The organism is Pseudoalteromonas sp. J2K-J599, from assembly GCF_059295115.2.
On the sequence record NZ_CM200271.1, the window covers coordinates 849,997 to 869,534 of the forward strand.

Annotated in this window: 16 protein-coding genes; 13 read left to right on the forward strand and 3 right to left on the reverse strand. The window is 38.9% G+C overall.

Annotated features, from left to right (window positions below):
* The first annotated feature begins 25 nt into the window (after positions 1-25).
* The 3 genes from argS (at position 26) to AC5NT5_RS03855 (ending at position 3,664) form a co-directional block, all read left to right on the forward strand.
* On the forward strand, positions 26-1,768 hold the full coding sequence (gene argS, locus AC5NT5_RS03845) for an arginine--tRNA ligase (RefSeq protein WP_002958775.1): 1,743 nt from the start codon (positions 26-28) through the stop codon (positions 1,766-1,768).
* Positions 1,769-2,236: 468 nt separating this feature from the next.
* Complete coding sequence (gene pdxH, locus AC5NT5_RS03850; RefSeq protein ID WP_002958774.1) at positions 2,237-2,875, forward strand: pyridoxamine 5'-phosphate oxidase; 639 nt, start codon at positions 2,237-2,239, stop codon at positions 2,873-2,875.
* A gap of 21 nt (positions 2,876-2,896) precedes the next feature.
* A complete protein-coding gene (locus tag AC5NT5_RS03855; protein ID WP_494513420.1) occupies positions 2,897-3,664 on the forward strand; it encodes a TatD family hydrolase in 768 nt (255 codons plus the stop codon).
* On the opposite strand, the gene AC5NT5_RS03860 is transcribed toward AC5NT5_RS03855, so the two are convergent.
* On the reverse strand, positions 3,631-4,251 hold the full coding sequence (locus AC5NT5_RS03860) for an AhpA/YtjB family protein (RefSeq protein ID WP_182681798.1): 621 nt from the start codon (positions 4,249-4,251) through the stop codon (positions 3,631-3,633). The genes AC5NT5_RS03855 and AC5NT5_RS03860 overlap by 34 nt on opposite strands.
* Before the next feature lie 152 nt (positions 4,252-4,403).
* Between AC5NT5_RS03860 and serB the strand changes: the two genes are divergently transcribed.
* Entirely contained in the window at positions 4,404-5,432 is a 1,029-nt protein-coding gene (gene serB / locus AC5NT5_RS03865; protein ID WP_494513421.1) for a phosphoserine phosphatase SerB, read from the forward strand.
* A gap of 20 nt (positions 5,433-5,452) precedes the next feature.
* Here the strand turns inward: serB and AC5NT5_RS03870 are convergent, their stop codons facing one another.
* A complete protein-coding gene (locus AC5NT5_RS03870) occupies positions 5,453-7,930 on the reverse strand; it encodes a PilZ domain-containing protein (protein WP_494513422.1) in 2,478 nt (825 codons plus the stop codon).
* Between the two features lie 363 nt (positions 7,931-8,293).
* Here AC5NT5_RS03870 and radA point away from each other — a divergent pair, with 363 nt between their 5' ends.
* Positions 8,294-9,679: a DNA repair protein RadA gene (gene radA, locus AC5NT5_RS03875; protein WP_182672976.1), complete on the forward strand. Its 1,386-nt coding sequence runs from the start codon at positions 8,294-8,296 to the stop codon at positions 9,677-9,679.
* A 75-nt stretch (positions 9,680-9,754) separates the two neighbouring features.
* Complete coding sequence (locus tag AC5NT5_RS03880) at positions 9,755-10,687, forward strand: aq_1923 C-terminal domain (protein WP_494513423.1); 933 nt, start codon at positions 9,755-9,757, stop codon at positions 10,685-10,687.
* Between the two features lie 53 nt (positions 10,688-10,740).
* Here the strand turns inward: AC5NT5_RS03880 and argE are convergent, their stop codons facing one another.
* Positions 10,741-11,889 carry an acetylornithine deacetylase gene (argE, locus tag AC5NT5_RS03885; RefSeq protein WP_494513424.1) on the reverse strand — a complete coding sequence of 383 codons (1,149 nt, stop codon included), beginning with the start codon at positions 11,887-11,889 and terminating at the stop codon, positions 10,741-10,743.
* A gap of 224 nt (positions 11,890-12,113) precedes the next feature.
* Between argE and argC the strand changes: the two genes are divergently transcribed.
* The 7 genes from argC to AC5NT5_RS03920 all read left to right on the forward strand — a co-directional run bounded on the left by argC (position 12,114) and on the right by AC5NT5_RS03920 (position 18,957).
* The gene (gene argC / locus AC5NT5_RS03890; RefSeq protein WP_024596072.1) at positions 12,114-13,124 is read left to right on the forward strand and encodes an N-acetyl-gamma-glutamyl-phosphate reductase; all 1,011 of its coding nucleotides are present in this window, start codon (positions 12,114-12,116) and stop codon (positions 13,122-13,124) included.
* Complete coding sequence (argB, locus tag AC5NT5_RS03895) at positions 13,125-13,892, forward strand: acetylglutamate kinase (protein ID WP_002958765.1); 768 nt, start codon at positions 13,125-13,127, stop codon at positions 13,890-13,892.
* Positions 13,893-13,899: 7 nt separating this feature from the next.
* Positions 13,900-14,832, forward strand: coding sequence for an ornithine carbamoyltransferase (locus AC5NT5_RS03900; RefSeq protein WP_002958764.1), 933 nt, complete (start codon positions 13,900-13,902; stop codon positions 14,830-14,832).
* Positions 14,829-16,031 carry an argininosuccinate synthase gene (locus AC5NT5_RS03905; protein WP_182673348.1) on the forward strand — a complete coding sequence of 401 codons (1,203 nt, stop codon included), beginning with the start codon at positions 14,829-14,831 and terminating at the stop codon, positions 16,029-16,031. The genes AC5NT5_RS03900 and AC5NT5_RS03905 overlap by 4 nt, the downstream gene beginning before the upstream one ends.
* Positions 16,032-16,082: 51 nt before the next feature.
* The gene (gene argH / locus AC5NT5_RS03910; protein ID WP_494513425.1) at positions 16,083-17,948 is read left to right on the forward strand and encodes an argininosuccinate lyase; all 1,866 of its coding nucleotides are present in this window, start codon (positions 16,083-16,085) and stop codon (positions 17,946-17,948) included.
* A 258-nt stretch (positions 17,949-18,206) separates the two neighbouring features.
* The gene (locus AC5NT5_RS03915) at positions 18,207-18,407 is read left to right on the forward strand and encodes a hypothetical protein (RefSeq protein ID WP_024596070.1); all 201 of its coding nucleotides are present in this window, start codon (positions 18,207-18,209) and stop codon (positions 18,405-18,407) included.
* A gap of 16 nt (positions 18,408-18,423) precedes the next feature.
* Positions 18,424-18,957: a hypothetical protein gene (locus AC5NT5_RS03920; protein WP_024596069.1), complete on the forward strand. Its 534-nt coding sequence runs from the start codon at positions 18,424-18,426 to the stop codon at positions 18,955-18,957.
* Positions 18,958-19,538 lie beyond the last annotated feature (581 nt).

Consider the following 19,538-nt stretch of genomic DNA (forward strand, 5'->3'; position numbering starts at 1 on the left):
GGCGGGTTTATAAAGGTAAAAAAATATGAATATTCGTACTATTTTAATTGAAAAAGCCATTGCAGCTATGGTCGGTGCAGGCTTACCTGAAGACACAAACCCGGCAGTAACGCAAAGCACGCGTCCACAATTTGGTGATTACCAAATTAATGCAGCCATGGGCGCAGCTAAAAAAATGAAAAGCAACCCGCGTGAGCTTGCACAAAAAATTATTGATAACCTTGATGTAAGCGATATTGCACAAAAGACTGAAATTGCGGGTCCTGGTTTTATTAATATCCATTTAAAGCCTGAGTTTTTAGCGCAAAGCGTTAAAGCGGCTAACAATGATGCAAAACTAGCTGTAAACGAGCACGCTAAGCCACAAAAAGTTGTTGTTGATTATTCATCACCAAACCTAGCTAAAGAAATGCACGTAGGTCATTTACGTTCAACTATTATTGGTGACTCAATTGTACGTGCGCTTGAATTTAGAGGCGATACGGTTGTGCGCCAAAATCATATGGGTGATTGGGGTACGCAATTTGGTATGTTAATCGCGCATTTAGAAGATCAAATTAGTCAAGGCGTTGACTTAGATACTGTTGCGCTTGCTGATTTAGAAACTTTTTACCGCGATGCTAAAAAACGCTTTGACGACGAAGAAGGCTTTGCAGATAAAGCACGTGACTACGTTGTTAAATTACAAGGCGGCGATGCGCACTGTGAAAAACTTTGGAAACTATTTATAGCCACCTCAGTTAAACACTCTGAAGAAGTATACAAGCGTTTAAATGTAACGCTTACCCAAGCCGATATTATGGCTGAAAGCGCATACAATGCAGAGCTTAACGATATTATTAGCCTACTTAAAGATAAAAACATTGCCGTAGAGTCGCAAGGCGCGCAAGTGGTGTTTTTAGATGAGCTAGCTAATAAAGATGGCGAGCCATCAGCGTTTATCGTACAAAAATCTGGCGGTGGTTTTTTATATGCAACAACAGACTTAGCGGCATGTGACTACCGTTCAAATAAATTAGGTGCTGATCGCATCTTAATTTTTGTAGATGCACGTCAAAATCTACACTTTAACCAAGTAGAGCTAACAGCGCGTAAAGCTGGTTTATTAAGAGACGAAACAAGCTACGAGTTTTGCCCGTTTGGCACCATGATGGGCGCCGATAATAAACCATTTAAAACACGTACTGGTGGCACAGTAAAACTTGCTGATTTATTAGAAGAGTCAATTAACCGCGCAGCAGCAAAATTAGCTGAACGTGAGTCTGATTTAAGTGATAGCGATCGCAGCGAAATTGCCCGTAAAGTAGGTATTGGCGCAGTTAAATATGCCGACCTTTCTAAGCACCGTACCAGTGATTACATTTTTAACTGGGACAGCATGCTAAGTTTTGAAGGCGCAACAGCTCCTTACTTACAATATGCTTATACACGCGTACGCAGTATTTTCCGTAAGTCAGGCGTTGATGCTGCTACATTAAATTCAGACGTTGCAATTGTTGAGCCTCAAGAAAAAGCACTTGCACTTAAGCTACTACAGCTCGAAGAAGTACTTGATTTAATGATCAGCGAAGCAACACCGCACGTACTATGTGGTTACTTATACGAGCTTGCAAGCTTATACATGACATTTTACGAAGCCTGCCCAGTACTTAAAGAAGGCGTAGAGCCAAGCGTGCGCGATAGCCGTTTAGTGTTGTGTAATTTGGTTTCAAGAACATTAGAAACGGGATTAGACTTACTTGGCATTGAAGTTATGGAGCAAATGTAATCACCGTCGTATTTTAACCTAATACTGCTTTATCCACCCCGACTTACCCTAATCACATACAAACCGTATGCTCATAGGGATAAGTCGGGGTGGATGCCTTGTCTTAGGCAAAACTACTTAGGTGAACCGTCTGCTGCGTGTAGTTCGCTCTAGCTGCGTTGGTAAAACTATTTAGCCTAAGTCACATACAAACCGTATGCTCCTTGGCATAAATAGTTTTACCGCCTTGCTAGCACTCCTACACTTGCAGATATCTGAGCTGTGTAGTTTGCGTTGTAGGTTGGGTTGAGTGAAACGAAACCCAACGATACACTGAGGCTCTGTGTTTATTGCTATCGAATACACTCGAGACTCGGTGTTATTGCTATCACATATACCTGAATCTTAATACTTGTTACTACTCAATATCTATTGTTTTAAGCTCGCTACTCTAAGCTCTTTTCTAAGTCTTTATTTAAAGGATTTGTTATGAAACTCGAAGATATCCGCCGTGAATACCTGCAAGACGCGTTAAGCGAAGATAACTTGCAAGATGACCCATTCAAGCAGTTTGAAACATGGCTTGAGCATGCTGTAGCAAGCCAATTACCCGATCCAACAGCGATGGTTGTAGCAACTGTTGATGAAACCGGTCAGCCTTCACAGCGTATAGTGCTTTTAAAGCATCTGGATGATAACGGCTTTGTATTTTTTACCAATACAGGTTCGCGTAAAGCGCAGGAGCTTAAAGGCAATAACAAAATTTCCTTGCACTTTCCGTGGCATCACATGGAACGCCAAGTTATTGTTTATGGCGAGGCTAAACCATTACCAACTTCTGCTGTGGCAAAGTACTTTTTATCTCGTCCTAAAGAAAGCCAATTAGCAGCGTGGGCATCAGCGCAAAGTCGTCCGGTGTCATCACGTAAAGTACTCATGGAAACCTTTGCTAATATGAAAAACAAGTTTGCTAAAGGTGAAATTCCATTACCTGATTTTTGGGGCGGTTATTGTGTAGTGCCCACTAAAATTGAGTTTTGGCAAGGTGGGGCGCATCGTTTACATGACCGTTTTATGTATCAGCGCCAAGCAGATAACAGCTGGCAAATTACACGCTTAAACCCTTAATAAATAGATGAGTAAGTAACCGTGCAATTTATTGACTCTCATTGCCACCTCGATTTTAGTGAGTTTGATTCAAGTCGTGAATCGCTCATAACCGAGTGTGTAGCAAAGGGAGTTAATCAGTTTGTTGTACCGGGTATTACGCTTGCTCAATCGCATACTCTTATAGAGCTCAAAGCAACCTATCCAAGTATAAAAATAGCGGCAGGGCTACATCCTTACTTCTTAGATCAACATAAAGAATCGCACATAGAAGCATTATTCGAGTTTGCAACTACAAATAAGCATCAGTTAGTGGCCATTGGTGAGTGTGGGCTTGATAGAAACATTGAAAACCTCTCTAAACAAACTTATTTATTTGAACAGCAAATAAAGCTTTCTAACGAGCTAAGCTTACCGCTCATTGTACATCACAGGCAAAGCCATGATTTAATTGCGCAAGCGTTTAAACGTTGTAAGCCAAAAAATGGGGGAGTTATTCATGCATTTTCAGGTTCAATCCAACAAGCGAAGTATTATATCAAACAGGGCTTTAAGCTTGGCGTAGGCGGTGTTATTACCTATGAACGTGCAGCTAAAACCCGTGCTGTTATTGCCGCTATTGAGCCCGAGCACTTAGTGCTTGAAACGGATTCACCTTCAATGCCGTTAAGTGGCTACCAAGGGGAGGTTAACACGCCATTGCATTTACCTGATGTGTTTGACGCACTATGTGATTTAAAGCCACACAGCGAAAAAGAGACGCTTGCAAAGCAGCTTTATGATTCTTGTTCAGATGTTTTTTGCATATAACGATTTACCTGCCAGCGCTTTAATCCACGGCCTAACTGCCACGTAAAAATACAAGCAATCACTAGCATTAGTAAAACCTGCCTGCCTAAGTCATGAAAATGATTATGGCTATCGGATATTGCAGCGCGAGTTAAATAAGTAATAGATACAAAACCTATAGGGCGGTCATCATCGCTTATAACAGGTTCCATAAAAGGTGTTTTTAACTTACTTATTCCGGGGGTAGAATCAGAAAGTTGACCATAAATATGGTGTGACTGCCAATTGTCGCTACTGGCTAATAAAATACCCTGTTGATCGTAAATAGTGGCCGAAAGCACGAACTCATCTTTACTTATATCGTTACAAATTGCATTGAGCTGGGGTTTATTTTTTTCGATTAAAGGTGTTTTAACATTTAAAGCCATAAACTGAGTGAGGCTTTTTGCGGTGCTGTCGGCGCTATCGTAAAGTAACTGGTGACTCTGAAAACTACTATTAACACCCACCCAGCTTAGTAATACAAAACAGCCAGCCGCAAGAATTAAGCGAACGAGTCGCTTTCTTTGGGATGCGCTTATAGGGTTTTTAATATGGTTATTTTTCATAGTCACCGTTTATGCTACTGACAGCATTTTGATTTGATGTTACAACTACACTAACTATAACCTTAAACCCCACCTGATGGCGAATTTAGTGTTGAGAATAGCAGTTTTGAGATGCCAACTATCAGGAAAATAAAAATAAACACGGAGATCCCATGTCGCAAATCAACATGGCACAGCAAGCTGCTGAGCAACCATTACAACACTTAACTCTAAATAAATGGTTTAGCTATAGTGGTGGTGTATCTACACCTCTCGATTATATTCCAAACAAAGCATTAGGGTTATTTAGCATCGCATTTGCAGGTGATTTTGCAGAAAAACACATTGCCAATATTGTTGACTTTTTAGCGACACATAACCAAAAAGTCACCGCTATATGCCAATACCAACCTGATTTAGGGCTTGCACCAGCACTGTGTTTTTACGCGCAAAATGCAGATAAAACTATAAACCCGTTAGTACTACAAGAATTTTCAAACACGCTTGATTGTCAATTAGTGCAAGTTACTACTCCGCCTAATTTATATGAGCCTGGTTTATTGGTTATGGATATGGATTCAACTGCAATAACTATTGAGTGCATAGACGAAATAGCACGCCTTGCGAACGTATACGATGAAGTTGCCTCTGTAACTGCACTTGCAATGGCGGGTAAACTTGATTTTAGTGAGAGTTTATATCAGCGTGTAGCTAAGCTTGAAGGTATTGAAAAAAGCTTAATTGAAGAACTGAAAAGTTCATTACCATTGATGCCTGGTATTAAAATACTGTGCCAAATTTTAAAGCAACATAACTGGTATTTGGCGATTGCCTCAGGTGGTTTTGTGCCTTTTGCAGAGCGTGTACAAGAGCTGATTAATTTAGATGAAGTGCACGCTAATGTGCTCGAATTTAAAGACGACAAGCTAACAGGTAAAGTACTGGGTACGATTGTCGATGCGCAGCAAAAAGCGGTCGTTTTAGAGGTGCTTCAGCAAAAGCTAGGGCTTAAAAAAGCACAAACTGTAGCTATTGGAGATGGCGCAAATGATTTAGTGATGATGGCAAAAGCAGGCCTAGGTGTGGCCGTGCATGGTAAGCCTAAAGTGGTTGAGCAAGCACAAGCGGCTATTTGTGAAGGGTCATTATTGCAATTGTTGTATATGTTGGCTATTCCGTTAGAAAAACAACCAACACTTTAAAATAAATTAAGTTAAACCGCTTAACGTAAGCGGTTTAACCAAATTAGCTTACGGCGGCTCATTTGTGCAACTTGCTCTTTTTTAAGTTCTAAATGGCTTAGCGCTTCTTCAGTTATATCTACTACATCACCCACACCAGCTACGGCCCATAAGGCTTCTTCTAAATCTTTAGCTTTGTGCATTGCGTACTGACTTACGTATTTTAGCTCATTAGAAAGGTAATCAGTATCGGGGCGACCTGTGCGCGATATATACAAACGCATTACGAATATAAGTTGCGATGTAATACCTTTACTAATTTGTTTATAAAAGCTTGAGTAGTCTTCACCTAAAGCGCATTGGCTAACAATAGCCTCTTCAATACTGCCTTTTCGAGGGTCGAAGTTAATAGCAAGTGTAAAAGCAAGTGGTGCATCTTGGCGGCTGCGATCTTTGATATTTGGTGTTATTACATTAATAATTTGCTCTTCAGTCAGAATGCTCGAAAAGTCAGTTTTGTTACTTAATAAACCAAAGTTTTGCAAAATTACGTGCATAGGGCTGGCGTATAACCCATATCCAATTGCACCCGTTTTAAAGTGTGCGGCTTCTTTGTGTAAATATAGCGGAAATTGGCAAACGCTTTTTGTTACCATATTTCTAAGTGCGGTAGATAAGCCTTCTACTTTAGGTGCTTCTTCAGATACTTTAAGTTTGTCTTTATTACCTTCTATTAGCTGAGTGAAAAAGGTCACGCCAGCATGGGGTAAATCAGCAATACGATTTGCTTTTAGGTTAATAGTAGTAAATGACTTACTGATGGCCATTACTTCGTACTTTAGTTCACTAAGCTTATGCTTTTTAGTTATTTTTTGAAGTTCAGGGAATGCTAAAAGTACTATATCGCCTTTTTTAAATGTGGCAGTTTGTTCGCACTCTAACTGTAAACCCATTACCGAAAAGTCACGTGTATAGCCGTTAAATACCTCATCATTAATAGTAACACTAACTGGTGTTTTATAAAGATAGCGCTTATGCGAGCGTAAATTTACGTATTCAAGTGGCACAATATCTAAGTAGGGTGGTGTTTTGTGTTTTGCGTGGCCAAAGTGCTTAAGCTGATTTACTAATGCTTTATCAAAAGTAAGTTGTTTATAATTTGCTTGTTCAGTTTTATTGCCAATATTTGTAAGTACAACAATATACTTAACATCCTTTATAAGGCCTTTTACACGAGGTGAAGGTGGCTTATTTAATTTTTCTATGTTTTCACCGGCACTATTAGGTAGTGAAAGCGGTATAAAAGAATCATCTGGATGACTTGGCATTATTTGTATTTTAAAGCACTGCCAGCTCTCTTTTTGGCTACCAAAACCTAAAAATAGATCACGTAATTTAGGGTTGTTATTTAACTCTGTACGCGTCGCTGAGTAGTAATAAATTTTACCTGATGATATATGTGTAAATGTATAGAGGTAATCTTCTTTTACTGCGGTAATTTGAGTTAGTAATTGTGTAATACGCTGATGATTAAGTATATTGTACAAACACGGTATTTTTCTTTCATCGGTAAAGTAGCGCTGAATAAAAATATTATTTTCAGTGGTAAGGCTAAGGCTTGGGTAATATTGCTCATCTTTTTTACTTAAAAATACATATAAAGACGTTACGCGAGGAATGTAGTACTGCTCATACCCCTTTGATACTACAGCATCGAGCGTATTATCTAGATTTACTTTATAACGACGCTTATTACCATGAATAAAACTTTCTAAAAAGTCATTAAAGGCATCGTTGTTTTCTATATAAGTGCGCTTTAAGCGGATGTGATTAAATTCACGAGAGATATTTTCTACTGCAACAACTTCGTATTGAATACCGTTTTTTAGGCCAAGTTCAAAGTCTTGCTCAAGGCCTACTAAGCGCATTGCGATGAGCTCACCTTTTTTTATAGAGTAGCGCGTTGCAAGCTTAACTTTACAACCGCTTAAAGATATATCTGAGGTGCTAGCAGCAATGTTCTTTTTATCTTTGTAATCAATCGTTACTTTTATTGAGTAATTCATCCGTTCTTCACGGCGGCTCTCGTAAGAGGCAAACTTAATTACTTCAGTGTTTAAGTTATTTTCTAACTCTTGTAACTCTGATTTTTCGGCTGCTTGTTTTTGTAATACGCGGTGGTTATTTTCTGTATTCATTACGGCTTCGTAAACAGCTAAGGTGTATTCACCATGTTGTTTAAGCGCTTTTTCAAACACTTCAATGGCTGTGTCATCCATAAAGTGTTGCTTGCCGTTATGCTCATATGGTTTTACTTGGCCTGTCACTAATCCACGAAGATCAACAAAACGTGCCACTGGCTGAGATAAACGCGACATTTCCATTTTCATTAAAAATTGCTCAGGTTTAGTTAACCCTGCGGTTTTTGATTTGAAAATTAGATCAAATTTAGCGTTGCCTAAATATGTTTTTAACTCATTCACGAGGTCTTCGTGTTTGAGCATTATGTCATCAGCCATTTATAAAACCATCACCGTCTAATTGAAAAAGTAGGTATACTGTTAAGTCCATTTATTAGAAGTTCAATAAACGTTAAATCGCGCTATGTTATTAATATAGGTACGATTATTTGAGTTACTACTGTTTAGCTCTTGTTATGTATGTGTTATTTGCCATTTTATTGGCAAGTTACTTTAAACTATTACAAAGCAAAAAGTATGCCCTAAATTATAGCTAAAAAGAAACACCATGTGTATTTATTGATTGTGACGCTAGATTTTTAAGCAGGCAAGAGTTTGTTGCTAAGTAAATGCCTGAAATGGCAAAATAAGCGCTTCATAGTAAGAATTTTTTTAATTAAAGAATAGTAGGTAAAGTTATCAATGGCTAAAGCGGCAAAAGTAGAATTTGTTTGTACCGAATGTGGCATGAACTATCAACGTTGGCAGGGTCAATGTCGCTGCGGTGCGTGGAACACATTAGCGGAATTTAAGCCTTCAGCAGGGCACAGTAAAAAAGCATCAATACGAGCGAACGTTGGTGGTTATGCTGGTGGTGTTGGTGGTGGCTCTAAAAAAATCAATGATATTGCTACATCAGAGGCTGAAAAGCAGCTAACTGAAATCGGCGAGCTTGATCGCGTACTAAGCGGCGGGGTGACTACTGGCTCTGTTAATATAATTTCGGGCGATCCGGGGGCGGGTAAGACAACTTTGCTATCTGACTTAGTTGCGAGAATGTCACAACGGATGCCGTCACTTTACTGTACGGCAGAAGAATCTTTATCGCAGTTTAAAAACAGGGTAAATCGTTTAAAGTTAAACTATAACCCGGAAGAGCTTTATTTACTTTCAGAAACGAGCGTTGAAACCATCATCGAAGAGCTCGAGAAAAATAAAATTAAGTTTGCTGTTATTGACTCTATTCAAGCTGTTGTAACCGATACGGCAAATGGTAGCCCAGGTTCGCCTTCGCAAGTAAAAAGCGCCGCCCAAGCATTAACTCAGTACTGTAAGCAAAATGATGTAACCATGTTCATTATTGCTCACGTAAATAAAAATAACGAAATAGCAGGCCCTCAAACACTTGTACATATTGTTGATGCGCTTTTACACATAGATACCAACGATGGGCAAATACGAACCCTTAGGGCAAATAAAAACCGCTTTGGTGATATTGATACTGTTGGCATTTTTAAAATGTGTGAACGTGGGATGTTAAGTGTTGATAATCCAAGTGAAATATTTTTATCGGGTTCAACCACTGACTCACCTGGCTCTACTATTACCTGTATTCGTAAAGGGAATCGTAATTTATTGCTTGAGATTCAATGTTTAACTACCGAAACAGAAGCTGAATTTCCGCAGCGTGTTTGTGTTGGTTTAAATATGAATCGTATAAAAATGCTGACCGGTATATTACGTAAGCATACTAAAACTAAAATATTTCACGATACGTTTTTTAATATTGTGGGTGGTTTAAGAATTGATGAGACAGAAACCTGCATCGATTTAGCATTAGTAACCGCGTTACTTAGCAGTTTAAACGAATTTGTTGTACCTCGTACCACGTGTATTATGGGAGAACTTAGCTTAAACGGTGATGTACGCCCAATAGACAGTGGTGTACCGCGTGTTAAAGAGGCTGCACAACATGGTTTTACAGAAATATATATTCCATTTCGCAATTACCATAAATCGATGGAGGGGCTAGGCGCTAAAATTACCCCTGTAAAAACTGTACATGAGTTACTTAGTTTGATTAATTAACACTTATCGGTGATGTTCTTCAGTGTTACTCTTAAGTTGAGACACTTTATAGAAAGAATTAAATAAGGAAATGACATGAAAAAATTAGTTATAGTGGCAGCTCTTGTGGCCGCAGGCGTGGGTGGTGTTAGTTACGCAAACTACGTAGCAACTCAAGAAGTGCGTGCAGAAGTAGATAAGCAACTTGCTTTAGTAAGCGAGCAAACTGGCGCTACATTTAAATACGCTGGTTTATCGGCAAGTGTTATTTCAAAGAGTGTAGAAATAACAAACATGGAAGTAATAAGCCCTGAAGGTGACAATGTTGCTAATATTCAAAGCATTGAAATAACTGGCTACGAGCCGGATAAAATATCATCACATACATCATTTGATGTAAAAAGCTTTCAGTTTGATAAAAGCTTCGTATCAAAATTACCAGCTGATAAAAATGAAATGTTAGCGTCGGCAAGTTACGACTTACATTCATCACTTGATTACGATGAAGAGTCTGGCAATAGTGATGTAGTAGTTAAGCTTGATGCAAAAGACATTGTTAGTTTTAATATGGATATGGGTTTAGCTAATTCAAAAGCGTTAATGGATGCTTCATTGGCTATTAGCAAGGCGCAGCAAGAAGCGGGTGATCAACCGCTGACGTATGAACAAGAATTACAGCAGCAAACACTTGTTATGCAAGCAATGAGTAAATTAGAGCCGCGTAATGTTAGCTTTGCCTTAAATAACCAAGGTAAATTAAAAGATTTACTATCAAGCGAGCTTGAAAAGCAAGGTATGACGCTTGAGCAAATGGAAATGACGCTAGAACAACAGTTACAACAAGCTCCTGTAACTGAAGATATTGCAGAGGCTTTAACTAGCTTTGCGAAAGGTTTAAATTCATTCAGTGTGTCTGCAAAGCTACCTGAAGGTAAAACTATGATGGAAATTAACCAACAAGTTATGATGCTAGTAGGGCAACCTGAAGAACTAGTTAAGTTTATTAACTTAGAAGTTAAAGGTGATTAGGCCTTAGTTCTGTATTAATAAAGGCGCCAATTGGCGCCTTTATTGTAATCTTATTAGCTAAAGCAATTTGCTTTTATAAGATCAGTGATTATTTGTTGTGATGATTTTATTTTTTCCATCGCTAAAAATTCATCAGGCTGATGTGCTTGGTTAATTGAGCCTGGGCCCATTACAATCGTTTCACAACCGAGTTGCTGGATAAACGGCGCTTCAGTGCAGTAATTTACCGCGACCGCTTTTTGCCCCGCTATTTTTTCAGCCATTTTTACTAAAGCACTGTCGGTGCTCCCACTAAATGCCGGTATTGGTTCATGTAAATCAATAACGCTCACCGCATTTGGGTATTGCTGATTTATCTCTTTCGTTGCATCGAGTACTAATGCTTGTAGTTCTTGTACACTTAAACCTGGTAATGGGCGCATATCTATATGCATTTCACAGCAACCACAAATTCTATTCGCGTTATCGCCGCCATGAATATTACCTAAGTTTAATGTTGGATAAGGGATTTCGAAGTGGTTTATTGAATACTTATGCTTTAATTGTTCTTTTAAGATCATCAATTTTGTAATCACTTTATGCATTACTTCAATGGCGTTAAGACCACGTTCGGGATCGGAGCTATGCCCAGAGCGACCAACCACTCTTATTGCTGTACTCATATGGCCTTTGTGCATAAATACTGGCGTCATATCAGTAGGTTCGCCTATTATACAGCGCGCAGGTTTTAAATTCGGGTGCTTACATATTTGTTGTGCACCAGCCATCGTTGTTTCTTCGTCGGCGGTGGCAAGGATTAAAATAGGCTGAGTTTGCTGCTTTTCATCAAGTTCACTAATCGCTTGTAATACAAAAGCAAAAAAGCCTTTCATATCAATACTTCCTAGCCCATACAATTTGTTATCGAGTTCGGTAAGTTTAAATGGATTATGGTTCCAACGACTGTCATCAAAAGGCACTGTGTCGGTATGACCTGCTAGCATTAATCCGCCATCACCTTCTCCGCGTTTTGCTAATAAATTATAGCGTCCTTTACCTCCTTCTAATTCTATAATTTCACACGTAAAACCGATTGTTTCGCACCAACTGGCTAGGAGTTCAATTACGTTTTTATTGCTCATACACAGGTCGTCTTCAATAGCACTAATAGAAGGGGCTGCAATCAATTGTTGGTACATGGAAATAAACGAAGGCAAAGGCATAAAAAAATCCAAAATTATTATTCAATTTAATTGCATAACAATATAAAAGTATTTATGATGAATATCAATTCACTTTTTAAGCATAAATATATTAAAAGTAACGCCATGAAAATAATGCGACGATAATCAAAATTCATTAATAAAAAAGACTTAATTAGCGTCTAAGCTAGTTTAAGCGAACATTATAGATAAGTAGTAATTAATTTTAAGATAACGAGTAACAAATGAATGTAGTGATTATTGGCGCAAGCGGATACAGCGGCGCAGAGTTAGCAAGTTTAGTTGCTAAGCATCCAAACTTAACTTTAACAGGCTGTTACGTATCTGAGGGTAGCTTAGATAAAAATAAATTGCTAAGTGATTTATACCCAGAGCACCTTGGCTTACTAGACTGTCCTTTACTTCCTCTTAGCGTATCAGCTTTTGATGACATTCAAAGTGATGCTGATTACGTATGCTTATGTACCGATCACAAAGTAAGTGTTGATCTAGCTCCGCAATTTTTAGCTATGGGTAAAAAGGTATTTGATTTATCTGGTGGCTATCGTTTAGCAAGCAATGACGACTACGTTACTTACTATGGTTTTGAGCATCAACATCCAGAGCTTTTAAATGAAGCGGCTTACGGTCTAGCTGAGTGGAACCATGATGCTATCGCTAATGCAAAGCTAATTGCTGTTGCAGGCTGTTACCCAACAGCAGCGCTTAATGCGCTAAAACCGCTTAAGCAAGCAGGCTTATTGAGCAGCGAAAGTATTATTATTAATGCGGTTTCGGGCGTTACAGGCGCAGGGCGTAAAGCCAGTGTAGGAACGCATTTTTGTGAAGTGTCGCTTGCACCTTATGGTTTGTTTAACCATCGCCACGGCCCTGAAATTGAACAACACCTTGGCCACAAAGTGTTGTTTACACCGCACTTAGGTAATTTTCCGCGCGGTATTTTAGAAACTATTTATGTACAGCTTAAGCCAGGCGTTACCAAGGAAAACGTTGCATCGGCTTATCAAGTACTTTCGAGCGAGCCATTAATTCGTTTATTAGGCGATAAAGTACCTTCAATTAAAGGTGTAGCTAAGCAGCCATTTGTTGATATTGGCTGGCAGCAACAAGGAACGCAGTTAATTGTTATGTCTGCTATTGATAACTTATTAAAAGGCGCTGCTGGACAAGCTTTGCAGTGTATTAATATTTCTATGAATTTAGATCATACCACTGGATTAAAAGGAGCGTTTTAAATGAGTAAAAAAACGTGGGTAATTAAACTAGGTGGTGCAGTACTTAATACAGAAAATGCAGCAAAAGCGTTGTTTGATGTATTAAATGAGCAAACAAATGATGAATTTGTCATTGTACATGGCGGTGGCGCTTTAGTTGATACATGGTTAAAACAAGCGGGTTTTGCCAGTGCTAAACACCAAGGATTACGTATTAGCCCAGCAGAGCAAATGCCTTATATAGTGGGTGCGCTTGCAGGTTGCGCTAATAAACAATTAATGACTCAAGCTATTAGTGCTGGGCACAAGCCTGTCGGCTTAAGCCTTTTTGAGGCAGGTGTTACTGCCACTCAAAAGCTAAAAGCGCTTTGCTTGGTGGGTAAATGTAAAAGCAACGACGATTCTATTGTTAATGATTTACTTAAAATCGGTCGCCTACCCATTGTTAGCTCTATAGGCTTTGATGAGCAAGGGCTTTGGTACAACGTAAATGCAGATGAAGCAGCAGCGGCTATTGCTAGTAACTTAAATGCTGAGCTTATTTTTATGACGGATGTTGAAGCAGTGCTTGACGAAAATAAACAGCCGTTACATCAACTTGACACAAAACACATTGATACTTTAATTACAAATGGAGTAATTGTGGGCGGGATGGAGGTCAAAGTTAAGACCAGCCTTCACGCTGCCCAACATTTACGACGCGGTGTGTATATTTCCAGCTGGCAAAAGCCAGAAAATTTAACTGCTCTGCTACAAGGCGAGCATGTCGGAACTAAGATTACACCATAGGTTTATTATGTTTGAGAATTTTTTAACGGGTTTAGAGTTAGACCAAGAAGGCGCACTTAATTTATTAAAGTTAGCGCAAGATATAAAAGCAAAACCAGAAAAATACAGCAATGTATTAGCGGGAAAATCAATCGTAACATTGTTTGAAAAACAAAGTTTACGTACTCGCTTATCGTTTGATATAGGTATTAACCGTCTTGGTGGCCATGCAGTTTATTTAGATCAGCAAAATGGCGCTATGGGTGCACGTGAATCAATTAAAGATTTCGCACTTAATATTTCTACTTGGGCTGATGGTATTGTTGCACGCGTAAATCAGCACAGCACATTAACTACATTAGGTGAATACGCATCAGTACCGGTAGTAAATAGTTTGTGTGATTTATACCACCCATGCCAAGCTCTTGCTGATTTTTTAACGCTTCAAGAAGTTCACGGCGATGTGAGCGAGCTTAAAGTGGCTTACTTAGGTGAGGGCAACAATGTAACTCATTCATTAATGCTTTTAGCTGCAACGCTTGGCACTGATTTTGTTGCTGTAACGCCAAAAGGTAGCTCGCCTGATTCGCAAATCCTTAAAAAGGCAGAGCAAATAGCGGCAATGAATGGCGCATCAGTGATGGTAAGTGACCGTGTTGAAGCGGCTGTGGGTGCAAACGTAGTATATGCAGATACATGGGTATCAATGGGTGATACAACACCGCTTGAGCAAGTTAAAGAAAAATATATGCCTTATCAATTAAATCAGGCATTGCTAGATCAAACAGGTGCAACTACGGTATTACATTGCCAACCGGCACACCGTGAATTTGAAATTACCTCTGAGGTAATGGATGGTCCAGCATCGAAAATTATTCAACAAGCAGAGAATCGCATGCACGCGCAAAATGCTTTGCTAGTTACATTACTAAATCCAAATTTTGTTAAGGAACACCTATGAGTTCAATTAAAAAAGTCGTTTTAGCCTATTCAGGTGGTCTTGATACATCGGCTATCGTGCCATGGTTAAAAGAAAACTACGGTTGTGAAGTTGTTGCGTTTGTAGCGGATGTAGGTCAAGGCGCAGAAGAACTTGAAGGCGTAGAAGCTAAAGCAATCGCTTCAGGTGCTTCAGAATGTTACGTAGTTGATTTAAAAGATGAAATGGTAAGTGATTACATTTATCCAACACTTAAAACGGGCTCGGTTTACGAAGGTACTTATTTACTAGGTACGTCTATGGCGCGTCCTATTATTGCTAAAGCACAAGTTGAAATTGCACGTAAAGTAGGTGCTGATGCACTTTCTCATGGTTGTACTGGTAAAGGTAATGACCAAGTTCGTTTTGAATCATGTTTTGCGGCCCTTGCTCCAGATTTAAAAGTAATTGCGCCATGGCGTGAGTGGGACTTATCGAGTCGTGAATCATTACTTGATTACTTAGCAGAGCGTGACATTCCGTGTTCAGCATCAGCTACAAAAATTTATAGCCGTGATGCTAACGCTTGGCATATTTCGCACGAAGGTGGTGAGCTTGAAGATCCATGGTGTCAACCAACTGAGCAAGTATGGACTTGGACTAACTCTCCAGAGCAAGCACCAGATAAATCAGAACTAGTAACTTTAAAAGTTGTTGAAGGCGAAGTGGTTGCTGTAAATGGCGAAGAACTTAAACCATATGACTGTTTAGTTAAATTAAACGATATTGCATCACCTCATGGCGTTGGACGTGTTGATATTGTAGAAAACCGTTTAGTAGGTATGAAGTCACGCGGTTGTTATGAAACACCAGGTGGCACAGTAATTATGGCAGCGCTTCAAGCCATTGACGAGCTAGTGCTTGATAAAGCAAGCCGTAAATGGAAAGAAGTACTAGGTGGTGAATTTTCACATTTAGTATACGACGGACGTTGGTTTACACCTCTTAAAGATTCTATTTTAGCCGGTGCAGAAGCACTTTCTAAAGTGGCAACAGGTGAAGTGGTACTTAAGCTATATAAAGGTCAAGTAACTGCGGTTCAAAAGCAATCACCAAATAGCTTATACAGCGAAGCATTTGCTACATTTGGTGAAGATGATGTGTATGACCAGTCACACGCTGAAGGCTTTATTCGTTTATTCTCGCTTTCAAGCAGAATTTCAGCATTGGCTAAAAAGTAAATTATTTATAGCCCCTTATAAAAGGGGCATTACAGGGTTTGGAGAGATTTCATGGCATTATGGGGCGGACGTTTTTCTACGGGTCCAGATGAGGCGTTTAAGCAATTTAACGACTCTCTTCCCTTTGACTACCAGTTAGCAGAGCAAGATATTATTGGCTCTGTGGCATGGGCTGGTGCACTTGAACAGGTAAATGTACTTTCAAGTGATGAGCATGCAAAATTAGTTGCTGCATTAAATGAGCTACTTGAAGAAGTTAAAGCTGATCCACAATCAGTTGCTACTTCAGGTGCAGAAGACATTCATTCACATGTTGAAGCAGCTCTAATTGAAAAAGTAGGTGATTTAGCTAAAAAATTACATACAGGCCGAAGCCGTAATGACCAAGTTGCCACCGATTTTAGACTATGGTGCCGTGATACAGCCGATCATTTACTAGATGCCATTGCACAGCTAAAGGGCGAGTTTGTAGCGCTTGCAGAGCGAGAGCTTGGCACAATATTACCAGGTTACACGCATTTACAGCGCGCACAACCAGTATTGTTTAGCCACTGGTGTATGGCGTATGTAGAAATGCTAGAGCGCGATGAAAGCCGCCTGCAAGATGCTAAAGCACGCATGAATTTTTGCCCATTAGGCAGTGGTGCATTAGCAGGTACAGCTTACCCGGTTGATCGCCAAGCATTAGCCCACGGATTAGGTTTTACAGCGGCTACAAAAAATAGCCTTGATGGCGTATCTGATCGTGACTTCGTGTTAGATCTTTTAAGTTGTGCGTCTATTTCGATGATTCACTTATCTCGTATGTCTGAAGATCTGATTTTTTATAATTCGGGTGAAGCCGGATTTATAGAGCTTGCTGATAACGTTACTTCAGGCTCATCGCTCATGCCTCAGAAAAAAAATCCTGATGCACTCGAGCTTATTCGCGGTAAAACCGGACGTGTATTTGGTGCATTTAGCGCTATGATGATGACGTTAAAAGCGTTGCCACTTGCATACAATAAAGATATGCAAGAAGACAAAGAAGGCCTGTTTGACGCTATGCCAACATGGCTTGCATGTATTCATATGGCGCAAGCGTGTATTAAAGGCGTAAAAGTAAATGGTGATAAAACGTTAGCAGCGGCAAAAGGCGGCCACGCTAATGCCACCGAACTTGCTGATTACTTAGTTGCTAAAGGTGTGCCATTTAGAGAAGGGCATCACATTGTGGGTGTACTTGTACAGCTTGCGATTAGCGAAGGTAAAACGCTTGAGGAGCTATCACTTGAGCAGTACAAATCAGTAAACACTGTATTTGAAGATGATGTTTACCCAGTACTTGAAATTGATGCGTGTATAAAAGCGCGTCAAGCGCTTGGTGGGACGTCTATTGAGCAAGTAACTAATGCTGTTAAAGAAGCCAAAAAAAAACAGCAAATAACGGTACGTGATGCAAATTTAGATGATGTAGAGGCAATTGCAACACTTATACAGCATTGGGCAACGGTAGGTGAAAACCTACCTCGTGCAAAAAGCGATATGGTGCACTCTATTAACGAGTTTGCAGTTACTGAAATAAATGGAAAAGTGTCAGGTTGTGCATCGTTATACATTTACGATACCGGCCTTGCTGAAATACGCTCATTGGGTATAGACCCAAAAAGTAAAGTGACGGGGCAGGGTAGACAGCTTGTAGAGCACCTACTTACTAAAGCCAAAAAATTGGCACTTAACCGAGTTATTGTATTGACCCGTGTACCAGATTTTTTTGAGCAACAACGTTTTACTTTTTGTAGCAAAGACTCTTTGCCAGAAAAAGTAATGAAAGATTGTGAACTTTGCCTTCGTAAAGAAAATTGTGACGAAGTAGCAATGGAATATATTTTGAAGCTAAGTACACGTGCGGAGATCCCGTGTAAATACGTAGCTTAAACTCCCTGGATACAAAAAACGTACGGTTATCCCTGTGCGTTTTTTTATATTTGCAGTAAACTGGTCGGAGTTGTTTGGTTTTATTATATTTTTGAGTGAATTTTAATGCGTCAAAAAAAGTTGGCACATTGGTTGCTTTGTATAAGATAGATAGCAAAATAGCTATCACTGCTTAAAACAGGTAATGCATTTATCTACATAATAATGTGGTTAAAAGTTGCACCAAATATAATTAAAACTTTTACAAGGATCAATCACATGCAAGTTTCAGCTAATAGCCAATTACAAATGCAAGCATACAACAAAACACAACAATTAAAGCCTGCAATGGAACAAACTGCTAGCCCTAAAACCCTGCAATCTGATACAGTAAGCATCTCACAAGAAGCTATGGCTGCTGCGAGTACTGATTTACAGCGTGGTGGTGTGATACTTTATCCCCCAAATAAACCAAAATAATTAATGAAGGTAATGAATGTTTTTAACTGAGTTTTTTGGTTTCTTTTCGCTATCAGCTTTTGCCTCGTGGGGTTTTTTGATGGCATTTTTTTTTAATATTTTTGTTTTTTCATTAGATATAAAAAGAAATACAACCTTATTGCTCAGTTCTTTCATTATGATGTTTTCTTATTCTACATCAGACTATTTTTTCTCATGGTTATCAGTTGAAAGCTCACTTTATCTTGATTGGGCACTTTATGATTATGCTACGGTGGGTGCCTTATTATCAGTTTATTTACTATTAAAAAAAACAACTCCCTCATTTATGTATTTATTAATAGGCCTTATAGTTAATTCATTATTGAGTTTGTGTATGTACTTAGATATGTATGTTTACAATAACAGGGAACCTTGGTTCTTGTGGGATTTGTATACATTTTCAGTCAATATAATCGATCTTATAATGATTGTTATTTTGATTGTAGATAGAGACTTACTTGGTTTTCATAAATTAAAAAGCAAACTCCTTAATTACTTCAAGTCAAACGATACCCACAAAGTAACTTAGCTTAAATGTACGTTACTGAACCCCTAATGGTTTATGTACAAGCCTTCACTCAGTGGGGCTTTTTAATGGCCTTTCTGTATTGTTTGACCTCTACGATAAATAAAGAAAATAAGTCTCCTGTTTATTTATCTGCGCTTATGCTCTGCTCATATGTTTTTAGTGGTTATATAGACTTATTAGAAGGTTTATATTTAAACTCGATGCTCTACGATTTTGTTACTATTTTAGCTTTATTAATTTTAGAGTACTTTAAAGTACTTCACCGCTCTATGGCTTTTCACTTCATCATCTTTGCGTTAATAATAAATGCTGTGCTTACCTTAATATTACATTACGATCTATACGTCTTGTATAACTATGAGCCTTGGTGGTATTGGAGTGTTTATTCTGTTGGTGTAAATATGTTCGATGTTTTAATGATTCTGTCACTAGTATTCAACAAAAATCTCAAAAATAATGGATAATATTCTAGTTAATCCAGCAATTTCTTTTTACATAGGTGCATTTGTACAGTGGGGCTTTTTAATGGCTTTTTTGTACTCATTAGTTATAAGTATTAACAAACCTCGAAAAGAAGCTGT